Annotated in this window: 13 protein-coding genes and 1 tRNA gene; 2 read left to right on the top strand and 12 right to left on the bottom strand. The window is 48.4% G+C overall.

Going from position 1 to position 17,021, the window contains the following annotated elements:
• Positions 1-45 precede the first annotated feature (45 nt).
• From nrfD to smpB, 7 genes are all read right to left on the bottom strand, one after another.
• Positions 46-1,479 (bottom strand): NrfD/PsrC family molybdoenzyme membrane anchor subunit, encoded by a 1,434-nt coding sequence (gene nrfD, locus BLQ88_RS11970; protein ID WP_090149678.1) that lies wholly within the window; start codon positions 1,477-1,479, stop codon positions 46-48.
• 51 nt (positions 1,480-1,530) lie between these two features.
• On the bottom strand, positions 1,531-4,629 hold the full coding sequence (locus BLQ88_RS11965; protein ID WP_090149676.1) for a TAT-variant-translocated molybdopterin oxidoreductase: 3,099 nt from the start codon (positions 4,627-4,629) through the stop codon (positions 1,531-1,533).
• A gap of 45 nt (positions 4,630-4,674) precedes the next feature.
• Complete coding sequence (locus BLQ88_RS11960) at positions 4,675-5,976, bottom strand: c-type cytochrome (protein ID WP_090149838.1); 1,302 nt, start codon at positions 5,974-5,976, stop codon at positions 4,675-4,677.
• Positions 5,977-6,270: 294 nt separating this feature from the next.
• Positions 6,271-6,341, bottom strand: a tRNA-Cys gene (locus tag BLQ88_RS11955).
• Between the two features lie 87 nt (positions 6,342-6,428).
• Positions 6,429-8,234 (bottom strand): 30S ribosomal protein S1, encoded by a 1,806-nt coding sequence (gene rpsA, locus BLQ88_RS11950; RefSeq protein ID WP_090149673.1) that lies wholly within the window; start codon positions 8,232-8,234, stop codon positions 6,429-6,431.
• 295 nt (positions 8,235-8,529) lie between these two features.
• A complete protein-coding gene (locus BLQ88_RS11945) occupies positions 8,530-9,039 on the bottom strand; it encodes an HNH endonuclease (protein WP_019944881.1) in 510 nt (169 codons plus the stop codon).
• 147 nt (positions 9,040-9,186) lie between these two features.
• Positions 9,187-9,645 carry an SsrA-binding protein SmpB gene (gene smpB / locus BLQ88_RS11940; protein ID WP_090149671.1) on the bottom strand — a complete coding sequence of 153 codons (459 nt, stop codon included), beginning with the start codon at positions 9,643-9,645 and terminating at the stop codon, positions 9,187-9,189.
• 59 nt (positions 9,646-9,704) lie between these two features.
• On the opposite strand from smpB, the gene BLQ88_RS11935 reads away from it, so the two are divergent.
• Entirely contained in the window at positions 9,705-10,196 is a 492-nt protein-coding gene (locus BLQ88_RS11935) for a nuclear transport factor 2 family protein (RefSeq protein ID WP_090149668.1), read from the top strand.
• 80 nt (positions 10,197-10,276) lie between these two features.
• Here the strand turns inward: BLQ88_RS11935 and accD are convergent, their stop codons facing one another.
• Positions 10,277-11,119 carry an acetyl-CoA carboxylase, carboxyltransferase subunit beta gene (gene accD / locus BLQ88_RS11930; protein ID WP_090149665.1) on the bottom strand — a complete coding sequence of 281 codons (843 nt, stop codon included), beginning with the start codon at positions 11,117-11,119 and terminating at the stop codon, positions 10,277-10,279.
• Between the two features lie 250 nt (positions 11,120-11,369).
• Between accD and BLQ88_RS11925 the strand changes: the two genes are divergently transcribed.
• Entirely contained in the window at positions 11,370-11,912 is a 543-nt protein-coding gene (locus BLQ88_RS11925; protein WP_090149663.1) for an NADPH-dependent FMN reductase, read from the top strand.
• A 48-nt stretch (positions 11,913-11,960) separates the two neighbouring features.
• On the opposite strand, the gene ftsZ is transcribed toward BLQ88_RS11925, so the two are convergent.
• From ftsZ to murC, 4 genes are read right to left on the bottom strand one after another with little or no spacing between them, the layout of a single operon-like run.
• Positions 11,961-13,403, bottom strand: a complete 1,443-nt coding sequence (gene ftsZ, locus BLQ88_RS11920; RefSeq protein ID WP_090149661.1) for a cell division protein FtsZ — start codon at positions 13,401-13,403, stop codon at positions 11,961-11,963.
• Between the two features lie 35 nt (positions 13,404-13,438).
• Positions 13,439-14,785: a cell division protein FtsA gene (gene ftsA / locus BLQ88_RS11915; protein ID WP_090149658.1), complete on the bottom strand. Its 1,347-nt coding sequence runs from the start codon at positions 14,783-14,785 to the stop codon at positions 13,439-13,441.
• A gap of 15 nt (positions 14,786-14,800) precedes the next feature.
• Entirely contained in the window at positions 14,801-15,577 is a 777-nt protein-coding gene (locus BLQ88_RS11910; RefSeq protein WP_090149656.1) for a cell division protein FtsQ/DivIB, read from the bottom strand.
• Between the two features lie 25 nt (positions 15,578-15,602).
• The gene (murC, locus tag BLQ88_RS11905) at positions 15,603-17,009 is read right to left on the bottom strand and encodes a UDP-N-acetylmuramate--L-alanine ligase (protein WP_090149653.1); all 1,407 of its coding nucleotides are present in this window, start codon (positions 17,007-17,009) and stop codon (positions 15,603-15,605) included.
• Positions 17,010-17,021: the final 12 nt, after the last annotated feature.

The following is a 17,021-nucleotide window of genomic DNA, read 5'->3' as shown; positions in this document are numbered from 1 at the left end:
TATTACTTAATTATAATCTCTATAATTCGCTTTTACGCAATGCTATTATTCCTGATCCTTGTTGTAAGCGGGTTCAGCAGTTCCGCGCTGTCTTACTTTCGCAACTCCGGCGATCTTAGCAGGCAGCTGCGCAGATGTCGAACGCAATACCGCTTTCACTTCCGCCATGTTTACTACCGGCAGGTATTTCGAGAACAGGAGGAACAATGTGAAGAACAAACCGAAGGAGAAAATGTAGTCCCCGATATCGTAACGCGTTGGCGAGAACATCGACCAGCTTGAAGGAATATAGTCACGGTGCAGGGAGGTTACGATAATTACGAAACGCTCGAACCACATACCGATATTTACCACGACAGAGATAAAGAATGTAAAGGTGATGCTGCGACGCAGTTTTCTCGACCAGAAAAGCTGTGGAGAGATTACGTTACAAGTCATCATCGCCCAGTATGCCCACCAGTAAGGACCGGTCATACGGTTGAAGAATGCATAGTATTCGTATTCCACACCACCGTACCATGCAATGAAGAACTCAGTGATATAGGCCACACCCACAACAGAACCTGTCAGCGTGATAACCTTGTTCATGGTTTCAATGTGCTCCAATGTAATGTAGTCTTCCAATTTGTAAACTACACGTGTGATAAGCATCAGGTTTTGTACCATCGCGAATCCGGAGAAGATCGCACCCGCAACGAAGTACGGAGGGAAGATCGTCGTGTGCCATCCCGGAATTACCGAGGTAGCAAAGTCCATACTTACAATGGTGTGTACCGAAAGTACAAGTGGGGTAGAAAGACCCGCAAGGATCAATGAAATGTATTCGTAACGTGCCCAGGTCTTAGCTGAACCGTCCCAGCCCATTGCAAATGTTCCGTACATGAATTTCGAAACTTTGCTGGTAGCGCGGTCACGGATGGTAGCAAGGTCAGGAATGAGACCGATGTACCAGAACACCAACGATACGGAGAAGTAAGTACTGATCGCAAATACGTCCCAAACGAGTGGCGAGTTGAAGTTAACCCAAAGTGAGCCGAATGCGTTTGGCAATGGAAGCGCCCAGTAAGCCATCCAGGGACGACCCATGTGCATTAAAATAAACGAAGCAGCACAAATAACGGCGAAGATCGTCATCGCTTCCGCTGCGCGGTTGATGGAAGTTCTCCATTTCTGACGGAAGAGCAAGAGGATCGCGGAGATCAGCGTTCCCGCGTGACCGATACCTACCCACCATACGAAGTTGGTGATGTCCCAGGCCCAACCTACTGTTTTATTCAAACCCCAAACTCCGAGGCCTTCCCACCAGGTCCAGGCAAGACATGCGGATCCATACGCCAGAACGACGAGCGAAAGTCCGAAAGCGATCTTCCATTCCTTCGTGGGAGCTGCCTCCACGTGGCGGCATATGTCTTCCGTTACGTCCGCGTACGTTTTCCCACCTTGAATCAGCGGTTCTCTTACAGGTGAAGTAACATGCATACTACTATTTATTTATAATGATTGGATCGTCAATAATTCTAAACTCTGATATTAAGCGTGCTCTTTCTCAGCCTTTTCAGCTTTCGCGGCAGCTGCGTCCTTGTTACGGATCTTGGTGAGGTAAGAGATTTGCGGACGAACGTTGATTTCTTCCAGCATATGGAATGCGCGTCCTTCTCTTTCTACTTCCAGCAATTTCGAGATGCGGCTTTCCGGATCGTTCATGTCGCCGAATGTGATCGCGTCCGTAGGGCAGGACGAAGCACATGCAACACTCACTTCACCGTCAACAATGCGTCTTCTTTCTTTCTTCGCAGTCAGCTTGGCTTCCTGGATTCTGTGAACACACATTGAGCATTTTTCAATTACCCCTCTTGAACGTACCGTTACATCAGGGTTAATGACCATTTTACCGAGGTCATTATTGAAGTTGTAATCGAAGTTGTCGTTATCAAAATATTTGAACCAGTTGAAGCGACGTACTTTATACGGGCAGTTGTTTGCACAATATCTCGTACCTACACAACGGTTGTAAGTCATTTGGTTCAAACCTTCCGAGCTGTGGGTAGTAGCCAATACCGGACATACCGTTTCGCAAGGAGCATTGTTACAGTGCTGGCAAAGCATTGGCTGGAATGTAACTTCCGGATTTTCAGAAGCGATTTCCAATCCGCGAAGATCTTCCACGTCCGCATCGCTGCTGTAATAGCGGTCGATACGCAGCCAGTGCATTTCACGCGCATTGATGATTTCCTGACGACCTACTACCGGAATGTTGTTTTCATTCTGGCAGCTGATCACGCAAGATCCGCAACCGAAGCAGGTGTTCAGGTCGATCACCATACCCCATGAGTGGTTCTTGTATTTGTGACCGTTCCAAAGCGACAGGTCTGTTGCGTCAACCTCGCCCTCCGAAGTCTGGATTTTCGGAATGAAACGTCCCGCCAAAGGATCTTTCTGGAAGTGGGACAATACAGTTTCCTGCAGAACCGATTTACGGTTCATTACTGTACTGTGTGTCTGAGTCTGAGCAATTTCGCGGGTCTCACCTGTTTTCGACAGGGTTACTTCACCCGGCGTAAAGTTCAGGAAGCCTTCGGTGAATGCAGCAAACGGGAATACGTTTTTACCTACACCATTAGCAGATTTACCAGCTTTCTCACGGCCATAACCTACCGCGACAGCCACAGTACCTTGCGCCAAACCTGGTTGAATGATCACCGGCAACTCAACTGATTTGCCTTTGATATCCAGTTTCACAACATCACCCTGCGCTACGCCGAGTTCAGTTGCTGTTTTTTGTGAAAGATTTGCGTGATTATCCCAGGTAGCTTTGGTAATCGGATCTGGATTTTCCTGCAACCATGGGTTGTTTGCAGCGAAACCGGTACCCATCCCTACGTTTTCGAAAATCGCAAGTTCCAGTCCTGATGACGATGCTTTATATCTTTTTGCAATTGCAGCGGCAGCAGTCGGAAGGTTTCCGGAGAATGTCGCGCCTGCGCCCGTTGCAGCAGAAGCTACATCCAGAACGCCATCATGCAGGGATTTAACCCAGAATTTCTCGAAGTCACCACCTCCGGCTTGCGGATAGATGTTCTTTCTCCAATATGCTTTTACATATTCATGGTAGTCAGCCGAAGCGCCCGCCCATTTCAAAAGCGATGATTGCGCCTGACGAGTGCTGAAAATCAGACTAATCGCCGGTTGAATCAAGCTGTATGATCCCGCTACCGGTTCTGCATCACCCCAAGATTCGAGGTAGTGCGGTGCAGGAAGGATGTATTTCAAAAGGGAAGAAGTTTCATCAGCGCGGTCGTTGAACGATACGCTCAATGAAACCTGCGGCAATGCAGAAGCCAGTTCAGCACCGCGTGGGTGATCGTAAACCGGGTTGGCACCCCACAAAATCAATGCAGAAACTTTACCGCCTTTAACTTCGTCGATCAGTTGATTGGTAGCGATATCGTTACCCTGACGATAGTTTGCAGGTTTGTCAAGGTTAATGGTAGAACCGTAGCTGCCCAGCAGGCTGTTCAGCGCATTCACCACAACCTGTACCGAAGGATCGTTTACACCTGAAACAACCAATGCCTGGCCTTTCGCTGCAACGAGATCCGCTGCTGCTTTGTCCAGGTTTTCGATGTTTAATGCCGCAGTAGCAATGGAAGCTCCGCCCAGTTTCGCCGCAACTTTATTATACAATGCAGCTGCAACCAGACCGATCTGCGAAGGTTTCACAGCAGTACGGTAATCTGCATTGGCACCGGTCAGTGAAAGTGTAGATTCGAATTGGTACAAGCGGGACATTTGCTTGTTTCCGTCATGCCCGCTGCTCACGCGACGAGTGTCGGCGAATTGCTTCGAGAATGTATCAGGTGCAAGCCATGTTCCGAGGAAGTCACCGTCGATGCCTACAACTACTTTCGCTTTGCTGAAATCGTAAGAAGGAATAACGGCTTTACCGAATGACAACTCATTGCCTTTTACAAGTGCGTAAGAAGAGTTGGCATCGTAAACCACGTGGGTAGTGGTTGGATATTTTGCAGTGAAGTCTGCGATTACCGCCTTGGTCGACGGGCTCAGAATAGTAGAAGTAAGGATACGGATTGCTCCGCCTTTTGCTGCGATTGCGCCAAGTTGATCAGCGATCTCCTTGTCGACAGTTTCCCAGCTTACTTTGGTATCTTCACCTTTCTTAGGTCCTTTCAGTTTCTCATTGTCATACAAGCCGAGCAACGAAGCGTGTGCTCTTGAGCTTACACCCCAGGATACTTTGGAAAGGGAGTTGCTTTCTATTTTAACAGGCCGTCCCTCGCGGGTTTTGACCAGGATACTTGCGTAGTCACCACCTTCTGCGTAAGTGGATGCATACCAGTTAGATATAGTAGGGAATTCGCCTTCCGGCTTGTTAACGTAAGGGATGGCTTTCTTTACCGGCGTTTCGCAAGCTGCGAGCGATACAGCCGCCATTCCAAAGCCCAATACTTTAAGGAAATCACGACGATGGGTTCCTACGCCATCCACCAGGCTTTCATACTGACTTTCGGTCGGTGCGCTTGGGAACTCTGAACTTGCATCTTTTACAAACTTCTCATCATTCCTCAGCTCTTCAAGTCCCCGCCAGTATCTTTTATTAGTATTTTCCATAAAACTATTCAATACAATGAGTTGTATCCGGTATTAATTTCTTGATTAGTAGTGGCACTTAGAACATTCCAGACCACCAATATCCGCTACTTTCAAAGCCTCTTTGCTTTCAGAAGCGTGCAACTGTACCAGCTTATCGTAGTACTGATTGTCTTTGGTATTTACCTCAGTTTTACGGTGACAATCAATACACCATCCCATCGTCAGTGACGAACGTTGCTGTATTACTTCCATTTTCTCAACATCGCCGTGGCAGTTCTGGCATTCCAGGCCACCCACGTTTACGTGTTGTGCGTGGTTGAAGTACGCCAGGTCAGGCAAGTTGTGAACGCGCACCCATTCGATAGGCTGGTTGTTCTCGATAGAAGTATAAATCTTTTGAATTTCAGGAGATTCCTTTTTGATAACACCGTGGCAGTTCATACAGATGTTAGCAGAAGGGATGTGCGCCGACTTACCGCGGTTAACACCGGTGTGGCAATAGTTACAGTCGATTTTGTATTCGCCTGCGTGCAGTTTGTGAGAGAATGAAATAGGCTGCTTAGGAGCATATCCCTGCTGAACGCCTACGTTAAACGCACCGTCCAAAGTAGATTTCAAAACCAACAGAACGAAAATCCAGAGCGTCGCAGAACGGATCGCCGGATCAACGGTCAGCCTTTTAAGCAAACCACCGAAACCTTCACCGGCAGGAGCCTCAGTTTCAGCCCCCCCGCCTTTAACCGCCTTCGAAAGAAGCGATACAATCACGAGAAGAACACCGAGTACCAGCACCATTACAACGACCAATGCAACCAGCACGATCACAAACAGATCGGAAGGAGCACCACCTTTGGCATCACCAGCAGCAGCGCCACCGGCAGGAGCAGCACCACCCGCAGCAGCGGCAGGAGCAGCAGACGCCTGGTCTACGTAAGCGAAGATCGCTTTGATATCATCGTCCGAAAGATTCGGGAAGCTCGTCATCTGAGCTTTCGAATATTCGTTGTAAATTTTAACAGCATACGCATCGCCCGAAGCGATCATCGCGGAAGAGTTACGTACCCATTTCGACAGCCAGGCAAAATCATGACGGGAACTTGCACCTTTCAGACCCGGACCAACTACACGTTCGTCGGTTGGAGCGTGGCACTGAGCGCAGTTGTTTTTGAAGATCGATTCACCTTTCGCAGCGTCGCCCCCCCCAGTGGAAGCTGCACCAGCAGGTGCAGCAGCGCCGGCGGCAGGTGCCGCAGCAGCAGCGCTATCCTGCGCAGATACTAAAGTAGGTACGCTTAATAAGATAGCTAAGAGGATAGCTACAAAGGATTTTGAGTAATTAAAGAAGGAACAAAACTTAGCGTCCATTCGGAATGGTATATTCATAATCAACTATTCATTATTCTTCAACAGACAAAACTAGCTCACGATTCTTTATCCGCAAAAGTATTTCAGGGATATTTTACCCCACCTTCTTATTTATAATTTGTCTAATTTGCTTGACAAATTTCACAACAGTTACAAAATCCGTAGCACTTGATTTTCAACTAACTAGCAAAAAAAATACCATTTGGAGCTCGTTTAAAAAGCTTGTTCCAAATGGTATTTTTCAGGCATTTTATTGTGCCAAAATCCTGGGGAAAAAGGCCACAATTCAAGGGGAGGTTCCGAGCGGATTCGAACCGCTGTACGAGGTTTTGCAGACCTCTGCCTAGCCACTCGGCCACGGAACCATTTTTAAAAATCAGCTGCCTGCACGAGGCTGGCAGCTGATTCCGGGTGCAAAAGTATTAAAAAATTCTTCTGCACCATATTTTATTTTACTTTTTTCCTTTCTTCTCGCTCTCTTCCATCTGCTCTTTCAATGCAGACAGAACGCTCAGGTCACCGAAAGTAGATTTCTCTGCTTCCTTGTTTACCGATTCAGAAGCAGGAGCGCTTTTCGCAGCCTTAGGCTTGTCCTCTCTTCTTTCCTCAGCTGGTACGCCTTTCACTTTCGAGTGAGTCAGAACGATTTTCTTCTCGTCTTTCAGGAATTCAAGAACAGTGAAGTCAAGGCTCTCACCTACCTCAGCAAATGTTCCGTCTTCTTTCGCAAGGTTTTTGATAGAAGCAACACCTTCGATTCCGTAAGGAAGTTCGAGTGTAGCAAATTTATCACCTTTTGCAACGATCGTAGATTTGTGTACTGAACCTACTTCGAAAATGCTCTCGAAAGTATCCCATGGGTTTTCCTCAAGCTGTTTGTGGCCCAAAGCAAGACGACGGTTGTCCGCGTCCAGTTCAAGTACAACTACTTCCAGCTCGTCGTTTACTTTCACGAAGTCGGAAGGATGCTTGATTTTCTTAGTCCATGAAAGGTCAGAAACGTGTACCAGACCGTCGATACCTTCTTCGAGTTCAATAAAGAGACCGAAGTTAGTCAGGTTACGAACAACACCTTTGTGACGGGTGCCGATCGCATATTTCTCTTTCAATGAACCTTGAGTCCAAGGATCTTCGGTAAGTTGTTTGATACCGAGAGACATTTTGCGCTCCTGACGGTCAAGCGTCAATACAACCGCGCTGATCTCGTCGTTCACGTTCATGAACTCCTGTGGATTGCGCAGGTGCTGAGACCATGACATTTCAGAAACGTGGATCAGACCTTCAACACCTGGTTTGATTTCAAGGAAAGCGCCGTAGTCAGCAACATTAACGATGCGACCAGTAACTTTCGAACCAACCTGGATTTCGTCTGCCAGTGAATCCCATGGGTGAGACTGAAGTTGTTTCAGACCCAAAGAAATACGCTTTTTCTCTTCGTCGAAGTCGAGAACAACCACGTTCAGTTTCTGATCCAATGAAAGGAGGTCAGATGGGTGGTTGATACGGCCCCATGAAATATCAGTAATGTGCAACAGACCGTCAACACCACCAAGGTCGATGAACACACCGAAGTTGGTCATGTTTTTGATCACGCCTTCCAATACCTGACCTTTTTCAAGGTTGTTCAGGATTTGCTGACGTTGTGCTTCGAGGTCTTTCTCGATCAGGATTTTGTGAGATACTACTACGTTATCGTTAGCGTAGTTGATTTTCACAACTTTTACTTCCATGCGCTTTCCAACGAACACGTCGAAATCACGGATTGGTTTCACATCGATTTGTGAACCTGGCAAGAAGGCTTCAATGCCGAAAATATCAACGATAAGACCACCTTTGGTTCTTCTCTTAACATTTGCATCGATAACAACATCCTCGTCGAATGATTTCTGGATGTTATCCCATGCAGTGATAACTTTCGCTTTTTTGCGTGAAAGCACCAGCTGACCTTGTGCGTCTTCCTGGTTCTCTACGTAAACTTCCACTTCGTCGCCGATTTTCAAACCTGGCAGGTCGCGGAATTCATTGGATGAAACGATACCATCAGATTTGAAACCGATGTTCAGGATCACCTCGCGGTCTGTAATACCTACTACAACACCTTTAACTACTTCTTTTTCCGAAACAGGAGAAAGGGTAGTCTCATACATTTGTTCCAGACGGGTACGGTCAGCAGATGAATAAGCAGTTCCGAAACCTTTGTCTGATGCTTTATCCCAATCGAATTCGGGAAGTGGTTGATTTTGTTTTTCCTTAGACATAAATAGGAATAATGGCCCTTCGATACATCAGCCGGCGGGCTAATCGGCTGAAAATTAGTTCAACAAGTATTTTTGAAAAATCAGGACGCAAAATTACGCATTCCCAGCGAAAATCTGAAACGTTGGCAATTTTAATTTGGCAATGAGGGAGATAGGCGCCATTCGGGCGCGAAAAAGTCAGGTTCTGGTCAGGAAATAGTCAGGAAGTGGTCAGGAAGTAGTCAAGCGTAGTCAACCTTCTGACTATTCTTGACAACAAATGACATTACGCAAACCGGCACCGTACCGAACGACGTTAGCAAGAACGCTCCTTCGATCCGAGGTACGGCAGCCACTCGTCATCGGCCATGCCTGAAAAATCCCGGATGAACATTAAAAAAGAAGGCCGGAACGGTCGCTGCTTTAACGGCATGTCAACCTCTTCCGGCGTATGGTCTCCTTTGCGGGAGTTGCATCTTTTACATGCGGTGGCCAAATTATCCCAGGTGGTTTTCCCTCCCCTACTTTTCGGCATCACATGGTCCAGGGTCAGATTATCGTGGGTTCCGCAATACTGGCACCTGTTGCCGTCCCGCTTGAAGAGGTTTTGCCTGGTCATGACTACGCCTCTGTATGGTATGTGTATGTAGCGATGCAGGCGTATCACGACGGGCATGGGATACCTGTCGTTGACGGTCCTCAAATGTTCCAGCTGAGATTCGGCGAGCATTTCCGCTTTCTTCATATACACCAGCAGAAATGCCTTCGGAACTGTGCAAACACTTAATGCGCTGTAATCCTGATTCAGAACCAATACTTTACCCATGAGCCCTGTGGTCGTTAATTCCCACAATATAAGAATATTTCACCAGAAAAAACGCTCCGAGATTTTCAAATATTGCTGAAAGGATTTACCGGAAAACCCGCAGGATCACCGAATTAGCACATTTTGTACGCTTACGCGACCGGCCACTCAGTAACCTGCACGATCATTCTCGCGTTTCACATCCCGCTCTTTAATGCTATCCCGCTTATCGTAAAGCTTTTTACCTTTTGCCAGCGCAATATGTAACTTGGCCAACCCCCGCTCGCTGGTGAACAACCGGACAGGTATAATCGTAAGGCCGACATCCTTCAAACCTTCGATCAATTTCTTCCGCTCGCGCTTGGTAATCAGCAATTTGCGGTCGCGCATCGGCTCGTGGTTGTAATGCGTGCCTTCTGTGTAAGGCGAAATGTGAAGACTGCGAATGAAAAGTTCTCCATCCATAAACAGGCAGTAAGCATCCTGGAAATTGACCTTACCCTGCCTGATCGATTTGATTTCCGTACCTGTAAGCACCATACCGGTCGTGAACTCTTCGAGGAAGAAGTATTCGAATGAAGCCCGTCTGTTCCTTATATCTACTTTTTTAACTATTTTTTCCGACATATCGATTCCCAAAAATTTACAAAGGGGCTCAAAATTAAGTTTTTGTTAAAACTATACCAATGAAACGTATTAGCCATTTCCTGACACTTATTCTGCTTATTGCCACGGTTGCCTCGCCCGCGCACCGCGCTATCGCACAAGCGCCGTCCGCAGCAGCTCCCGACGCAGCAGCCGCACGCGAGACTGTCGACAAACTATTCACGGGAATGCGCAATGGCGATTCCACTGCCGTCAGAAGCGTGTTTACCAAAACAGCCGCATTGACCTCCATTTCCAAGAATGCCGCCGATTCCACCGTCACGCACAAAGGCACGGTCGACGGTTTCGTCAAAGCCGTAGGTACGCCACATAAGGATCAATGGGACGAGCGCATTTACGACGTCAAGGTTTCTATCGACGGGCCTATGGCCGTGGTATGGGCGCCTTACAAGTTTTACCTCGGCGAAAAGTTCTCGCACTGCGGCGTTAATGTTTTTAACCTTATCAAAACAAACAGCGGCTGGAAGATCAACGACATTACCGACACCCGACGGAAAGAAGCCTGTCCCTAGTCACCGCAATCAATGCATTAGCCTAAATACAAAGCGGCCCGCCAGATAACCTGACGGGCCGCTTTGTTCAATGCTATTGCTTATGCAAGCATACTCAGCAGGCTTGTCAATTTATCTTTCAAATCCTTGCGATCGACAATGAAGTCGAGGAAACCGTGTTCCAGCACGAATTCCGCGCTTTGGAAGCCTTTCGGCAGGTCCTTACCGATCGTCTCGCGGATTACGCGCGGACCGGCGAATCCGATCAACGCTTCGGGCTCCGAAATGTTGAAGTCGCCGAGCATGGCGTAAGATGCTGTAACACCGCCGGTTGTAGGATCAGTGAGCAGCGAAATGTATGGCACTTTGGCCTCCGACAATTGCGCCAGACGTGCCGAGGTCTTTGCCATTTGCATCAGCGAAAACCCTGCCTCCATCATCCGGGCACCGCCCGACTTCGAAATCATCAGGAATGGGATCTTCTTTTCCAAAGAGTAAGAAATCGCACGTGCGATTTTTTCTCCCACTACCGAACCCATCGATCCGCCGATGAAACTGAAATCCATACAGGCGATTACGAGATCCAGCCCATTCATTTTACCATGACCTGTGCGCACCGCATCTTTCAACCCGGTTTTTTTCATGGTCGACTTGATACGGTCGGGGTAAGCCTTAGTATCTACAAAACCCAGCGGGTCGCCGGAGATTAGGTTCGCATCGAGTTCGATAAACTCATTGTCATCGAAAAGCAGGTTGAAATACACGTCCGACCCCACTTTTTCATGGTAGTTGCAATGCGGGCAGGTAAAAGCATTCTGCTTATGTTCCCTGGTAGGAGTGATTTTTTTGCAATTAGGACATTGATACCACAAACCGTCCGGCGCTTCGCGCTTCATTTCAGTCGGTGTGTTGATACCTTTTTCTTTCCGAATAAACCAGGACATATTTATGTGGGTTGATTTATGTATAACAATCTGAAAACCAGATGATTATTGAAATTTCATGATGAATAACGGGCTCAAATATAACAATAATTGTTGTGTATCCTGAAAACCGGCCTGGTAACGTGTCGGTTTGACGGTTAGATTTGCCACCGCAAATGCCACATTAGAACAATTCTATCCATTATTTGTTACTGATGATAACTAATATTAACCTGCGCAGTTCGGAGAATCGCGCATACTGGGTTTTCAAATGAGTGTATCTACATCGCCCATAGTGATTATCGTTGGCACCAACCGTCCCAATTCGATGTCCAGAAAAATTGCCGACTATTACCAGGGCATTCTCAGCCAGCTTGGCGCCACCAGCATTATCCTTGATCTGGTGAACCTGCCCGATGATTTTACGGTCTCGGCATTATATGGCAATACTGGCAAGAATGAGGCTTTCAACAATTTGAAATCATTGCTGGAACAGACAGACAAGTTCGTGTTCATTGTACCCGAGTATAATGGCTCCTACCCTGGCGTATTGAAAGCGTTTATCGACGGGCTTCCTTATCCCAATAGTTTTTCCAATAAAAAAGCCGCATTGGTAGGTTTATCCTCTAATCCGCAGGGCGCTACCATTGCATTGAGCCATCTGAACGACGTTTTCAGCTACCTGGGCATGAATACGCTCGCAATGCGTGTGAAGCTAGGGCAAATCCGCTCGTCTTACCAGGACAATGTGATGTCAAACGCATTGTACAAAGAGTTACTCGAAATACAAGCCGGGCAGATCATCCATTTCTAAGACATTAAAACAATGCACTAAAAAAGGGAGCTCGTCGCTCCCTTTTTGCTATTTCAGCCAGTGCTGTTCCATTTCATGTGCCGGAATGGCGGGTCGCTTCCAGAGCTCTACCCTGCTCCGACGGTACGCCGGGCCTTCCAGATCGGAATATTTCACGAGCCCGTCTCGGAATGATTTTACCATCATCTCCATTTTCAGGGCGTCTTCATCGGTCCAGTCGTTCGTCGGCTCGATTTCCGTCAGCGAAATGTTGATAGGATCGAATCCGTGCGTCACTCTCTCATCTTCGAGAACGAGGTCTATCGAGCTGGTCGGCGTATTTTCTTCCAATTCGCCGGTCAGTACCAATTCCTCTTCTTCCACCGCTACCGGCTCCGAAATCTCTACTATCGGTTCTTCCACCACTACCGGAGCTGGTTGCGGCTGTCCTTTCACCCCTTTCAGCTGAATGCCCGGGATCGGTGATTCAATACTGTCGAAACCAGCCGCTACAACAGTCACGCGGAGCTTGTCGCCGAGTGAATCGTCAGTGATCGTACCCAGTTTGAACATGCGCGCTTCACCGCCAACCTGCGAAAGCACATATTGCCAGATCTCGCGCTGTTCGCGCATCGTAGCCTCTTTCTTTTTGCTGGTCGCAAGCGTCACGAGGATTCTTTTGGCACCACGAATATCGCGATCGTTCAAAAGTGGTGAATCGAGCGCTTCCTTAATCGCATTTTGCGCACGGTCGGAACCGGTGGATTCCGACGTACCCATTACCGACTGCCCGGCGCTTTTCAACACTTTCTCCACATCTTTGAAGTCGGTGTTGATGTTACCGTTGGTGGTAATGATCTCGGAGATACTTTTCACCGCATTGAGCAAAATGCCGTCTGCTTCTGCAAAAGCCTGCGTCAATGTCATATCCTCGTATAGTTCTTCGAGCTTGTCGTTCAAAACCACGAGGACCGTGTCGCTATATTCTTTCAGCTGCTCGATACCTTCGAGCGCCTGCTCCTTCTTGTCAAGTCCTTCCCAGGTGTAAGGCGCGGTTACTACGGCTACCGTCAGTTTGCCCATTTCCTTGGCCAACTGCGCGATCACCGGCGCGGCACCAGTACCTGTTCCACCACCCATACCGGCGGTGATAAATACCATTTGCGTAGAGCCTCCGAGAAGTCCTTTGATCTCCTCAATCGTTTCCAGAGCCGCTTCCTTGCCTTTCGTGGCATCGGTACCGGCTCCCAGGCCTTGTGTCAAAGTCGCACCCAGCTGAATTTTCACAGGGACAGGGCTGTTGGCAAGCGCTTGTCTGTCGGTATTACAAACCGCAAATTCCACATCTTTGATTTTTCTCTCAAACATGTAGTTCACAGCATTGCTACCACCCCCGCCGACACCAATTACCTTGATGATCGCCGGCTCACCGCTGCCCTCTCCGCTTGGGTCTTTGATGATTTCGTTCACTATATAGTCCTGGTCTAATGCGTGCAACAAGCTTTTGTTCATATTCTTTCCGGGGTTGAGTATGCGTGATATGGCTGTTAATAGTCTCCCAGACTATCGTCCTTCTTTCCAATAATACCGGTTATGTTGTCCCAAAACGTTCCGTTGCGCTTCGGTGTCTCTTTTACTTCCTTCACTGGTTCTTTCTGCACAACACTACCCGTATTGAATGCCGATGCCGGTTTGCAAACCGATTTCACGCGAGGGTCAACCGATTTCAGGCCGGCCCAGGCGAGTCCGATCGCTGTATTGAACGATGCATTGCTCACCGCGTCGGCTTTCGCCGTGCGTTCCAGGTTTTCGGGATAGCCTACACGTACCGACATGTCGGTAATCCTTTCGAACAATGCCTCTATCTCCGGAATGTTGGCAGAGCCGCCCGTCAGCACAAGTCCGCCGATCAGCCTGTCCGCATAGCCCGACTTAACAATCTCCGCATAAACCATCGCCGCGATTTCTTTCAAGCGTTCTTCGATGATCAATGCGACATTCTTTTTCAGAACCGGCTTCGGCTGGCGGCCTGCGAGGTAGTTGATCAGGATTTCCACATTCAGCGGAACGTCGGCTGAGACTGCCACGCCATATTCCTTTTTCAAATGCTCCGCATTCTCGAACTGAATGCCGCATCCTACTTCGAGGTCGGCGGTAATGTGCCGTCCGCCGATCGGGAACGAGGCAATGTGGCGCACAATGCGGTCGTGGTAGATGATCACGTCCGTGGTATGGTCGCCGATATCCACCATGGCAATGCCGGCTTTCATTTCATTGTCTGTAAGCACCGCAAGGCTGGTCGCCAACGGGGCCAATACCAGCTTTTCGCATTTCAATGCCTGATCCGCCTCCGCAAGACTTTTCTTCGTACGCAGTACCGACTGGCTATTGGCAGAAACCACCAGGAAGTTTCCTCCCAGTTTGATGCCTGTACGGCCTACCGGCTCGCGCACGCCTGTGGAGTTATCGACGGTAAAATCCATCGGCAATACATGCAGCACATCGAAGTTCGGTTCGATTTTCGCGCGGTACATATCGTCTACCAACTGGTCGACATCCCGCTGCGTCACTTCCTCGCCCGACGACGCCGAAGGCCTGATCACACCATCGCTTTGCGAACTCACTTTCACGTGCGTACCGCCGAAGCTTACATTCACTATTCCAATATCGAGATCCGACCGGGAACCGGCTTCCGCCAATGCTTCCTTGATCGCGCTGCCAACCTGTTTAATGTTTTCAACAGAGCCGTTTACTACTGCTCCTGCCGGCACAAGGACCTCGCTGAAGCCCAGAATCTCGATATTGTTGCGCCGTGTCGCCGAGCCTTGCGCAGCCACCACGGTTATTTTCGTACTTCCAATATCTACCCCAACTACAATCTTATCGTGTGCCATGCTGATGGTGAATTATTATTCACAAACTATTTGATCTTGAAACTTAACACTAATTCTTTTATACCTGCCCCAATCCTTGCTCAGCACCTTATCGTAGAAGATGCGCAGCTTTTTGAATTTGGCTTCGAAATCCTCCGCCATACCCAGCTCTATGCGCTGATCGCCGAGCAATGTCGTAAGGTCTACCTCACCATCCTTATCCACATTCATTTGTGTAACCTGTGCTTTCCAGAACGGATCGGTGTTCAGAAAACGCAATAACTCCAAAACCTGAGCGCCCTTTTCGGACCTCAGCTTTTGAGGGTTCTGGAAATACGCCCCTGAAACCAGTAACGTTCTTGCTGAATAACTTTCTGATAGAGGAAAAAAAACGCCCTCGTGGTTGATATAGTATCCCGATGTGTTCCGCATTTCCCCATTATCCGAAGTGTTAATCCAGCGAGCAAGCGGTTTCTCCTGCTCTACTTCGACTACTATATTGCCCCTGAGGTCACGAAAAACCTGGCATTTCTTGATGAGTTTGTTCCGGCTGACGCGATTTTCCAGATCGTGCAAAGCCACATCGCTGAGTCTGCTCCCGATCAATGGATCGCCGCCGTTCTCCGTCAGCAGCATTTGTACATCCATTTGGTTCAGGAATCTTGTACCTGAATCGCCCTGGATCGATATTACGAGATTTGTACAACGCTGTTGACCCAGCTTGCTTTCCGCCATACCGATACCGGCAATAGGCAGAATAAGCCACAAACTACGCTTCAACAAAGTCCATGAATAGTCAAATTTACGTAACATCTTAGTAATATTAAAAATGCTTTGACTAATTATTCGCAACTGGATTTTGCAGCAAATCGCGGATCGGCCCCACCAAAGTATCGATGTCCCCGGCGCCGATCGTGACTACAATATCCGTATTTAATTCTTTTAAAAGTTGTAAAACTTCTTCTTTTGCAACCAGTTGTTTATCATTCGAGGTCACTTTGCCCAGGATCATCTGCGAATCGACGCCCTCGATCGGCAGCTCGCGTGCAGGATAAATATCGAGCAGCAAAAGTCGGTCGGCCAATGACAAACTTTCTGCAAAACCATCGGCAAAATCACGCGTACGGGTGAACAGGTGCGGCTGGAAGATCGCCGTCACATGCCGGCCGGGGTACAAACCCTTCACCGACGACAGGAATGCCTCGATTTCCGTCGGGTGGTGCGCATAATCGTCGATATACACATTGCCCTCTTCCTCTACCTGGTATTCAAAACGGCGCTTCACACCTCCGTAGCTTTCCAGCGCTTCCTTGATCTTCGCCGGCTCGACGCCGATGTATAATGCCACCGCGCTCGCCGCGATGGAATTTTCAATATTATGGTAACCCGGAATTTTCATCGCAATGCCTTCGATCATACCGCCGGGATAAACGAGGTCGAATACGAAGCGGGCGTTCTCGATATGGATATTTTCCGAATGGTAGGGGCCGCTGTTCAGGGAGTAGGTAAATACTTTCGCCTTGCTGCTATCCCCGATTTCCAGTCCTTCGCGCATGAACAATGCACCGTTCTCATCGATCTGGCTTACATAATCCCGGAAGGATTCGAGTACGGCTTCGTGCTTGCCGTAAATGTCGAGGTGGTCGGCGTCGGTGGATGTTACGATAGCGATTTCGGGGAACAATGTCAGAAACGAGCGGTCGAATTCATCGGCTTCTACCACGCAGAAAACCTCTTCCAGCTTTTCGGTAGGCTCGTTCAGGAGCAGGTTAGTACCGTAATTTTGGGTAATACCTCCCAAAAACGCCGTGCTGTTTACCTGCGCGTGACGCAGAATGTGCGCTACGAGCGAGGACGTGGTCGTCTTCCCGTGCGTACCCGCGACGCCGATGGTTCTCAGGTTTTGGGTTAAAATGCCTAAAACTTGTGAGCGTTTCAGGATCAGGAAATTTTCATCCCTGAAATAATGCATTTGCTTATGCTGCACCGGAACAGCCGGCGTGTAAATGACGAGTGTCTGTTGCGGATCGGCTTTGAATGCGTCGGGAATGGTAGCAATGTCATCTTCCAGCGTTACCGGAATGCCTTCCTCGATCAGCTTGCCGACCAACGGGGTCATGGTTTTATCATACCCGGCCACTTCAAAACCATTGGCTTTAAACCAGCGGGCGAGCGCGCTCATCCCGATCCCGCCTATTCCTACAAAATAGATATATTTCCAGTTTGTCACAGAAGATGACATCATATTCAAATCTTG

Origin of the sequence: Dyadobacter soli (assembly GCF_900101885.1) — a bacterium.
Classification (GTDB): domain Bacteria; phylum Bacteroidota; class Bacteroidia; order Cytophagales; family Spirosomataceae; genus Dyadobacter; species Dyadobacter soli.
This window is presented reverse-complemented; position numbering and strand designations above follow the sequence as displayed.

What these genes read in the sequence shown, in the direction of transcription:
- nrfD (WP_090149678.1), bottom strand. Translation starts at nt 1,479, where the DNA reads ATGCATGTTACTTCACCTGTAAGAGAACCGCTGATTCAAGGTGGGAAA.
- BLQ88_RS11965 (WP_090149676.1), bottom strand. Translation starts at nt 4,629, where the DNA reads ATGGAAAATACTAATAAAAGATACTGGCGGGGACTTGAAGAGCTGAGG.
- BLQ88_RS11960 (WP_090149838.1), bottom strand. Translation starts at nt 5,976, where the DNA reads ATGGACGCTAAGTTTTGTTCCTTCTTTAATTACTCAAAATCCTTTGTA.
- rpsA (WP_090149673.1), bottom strand. Translation starts at nt 8,234, where the DNA reads ATGTCTAAGGAAAAACAAAATCAACCACTTCCCGAATTCGATTGGGAT.
- BLQ88_RS11945 (WP_019944881.1), bottom strand. Translation starts at nt 9,039, where the DNA reads ATGGGTAAAGTATTGGTTCTGAATCAGGATTACAGCGCATTAAGTGTT.
- smpB (WP_090149671.1), bottom strand. Translation starts at nt 9,645, where the DNA reads ATGTCGGAAAAAATAGTTAAAAAAGTAGATATAAGGAACAGACGGGCT.
- BLQ88_RS11935 (WP_090149668.1), top strand. Translation starts at nt 9,705, where the DNA reads ATGAAACGTATTAGCCATTTCCTGACACTTATTCTGCTTATTGCCACG.
- accD (WP_090149665.1), bottom strand. Translation starts at nt 11,119, where the DNA reads ATGTCCTGGTTTATTCGGAAAGAAAAAGGTATCAACACACCGACTGAA.
- BLQ88_RS11925 (WP_090149663.1), top strand. Translation starts at nt 11,370, where the DNA reads ATGAGTGTATCTACATCGCCCATAGTGATTATCGTTGGCACCAACCGT.
- ftsZ (WP_090149661.1), bottom strand. Translation starts at nt 13,403, where the DNA reads ATGAACAAAAGCTTGTTGCACGCATTAGACCAGGACTATATAGTGAAC.
- ftsA (WP_090149658.1), bottom strand. Translation starts at nt 14,785, where the DNA reads ATGGCACACGATAAGATTGTAGTTGGGGTAGATATTGGAAGTACGAAA.
- BLQ88_RS11910 (WP_090149656.1), bottom strand. Translation starts at nt 15,577, where the DNA reads ATGTTACGTAAATTTGACTATTCATGGACTTTGTTGAAGCGTAGTTTG.
- murC (WP_090149653.1), bottom strand. Translation starts at nt 17,009, where the DNA reads ATGATGTCATCTTCTGTGACAAACTGGAAATATATCTATTTTGTAGGA.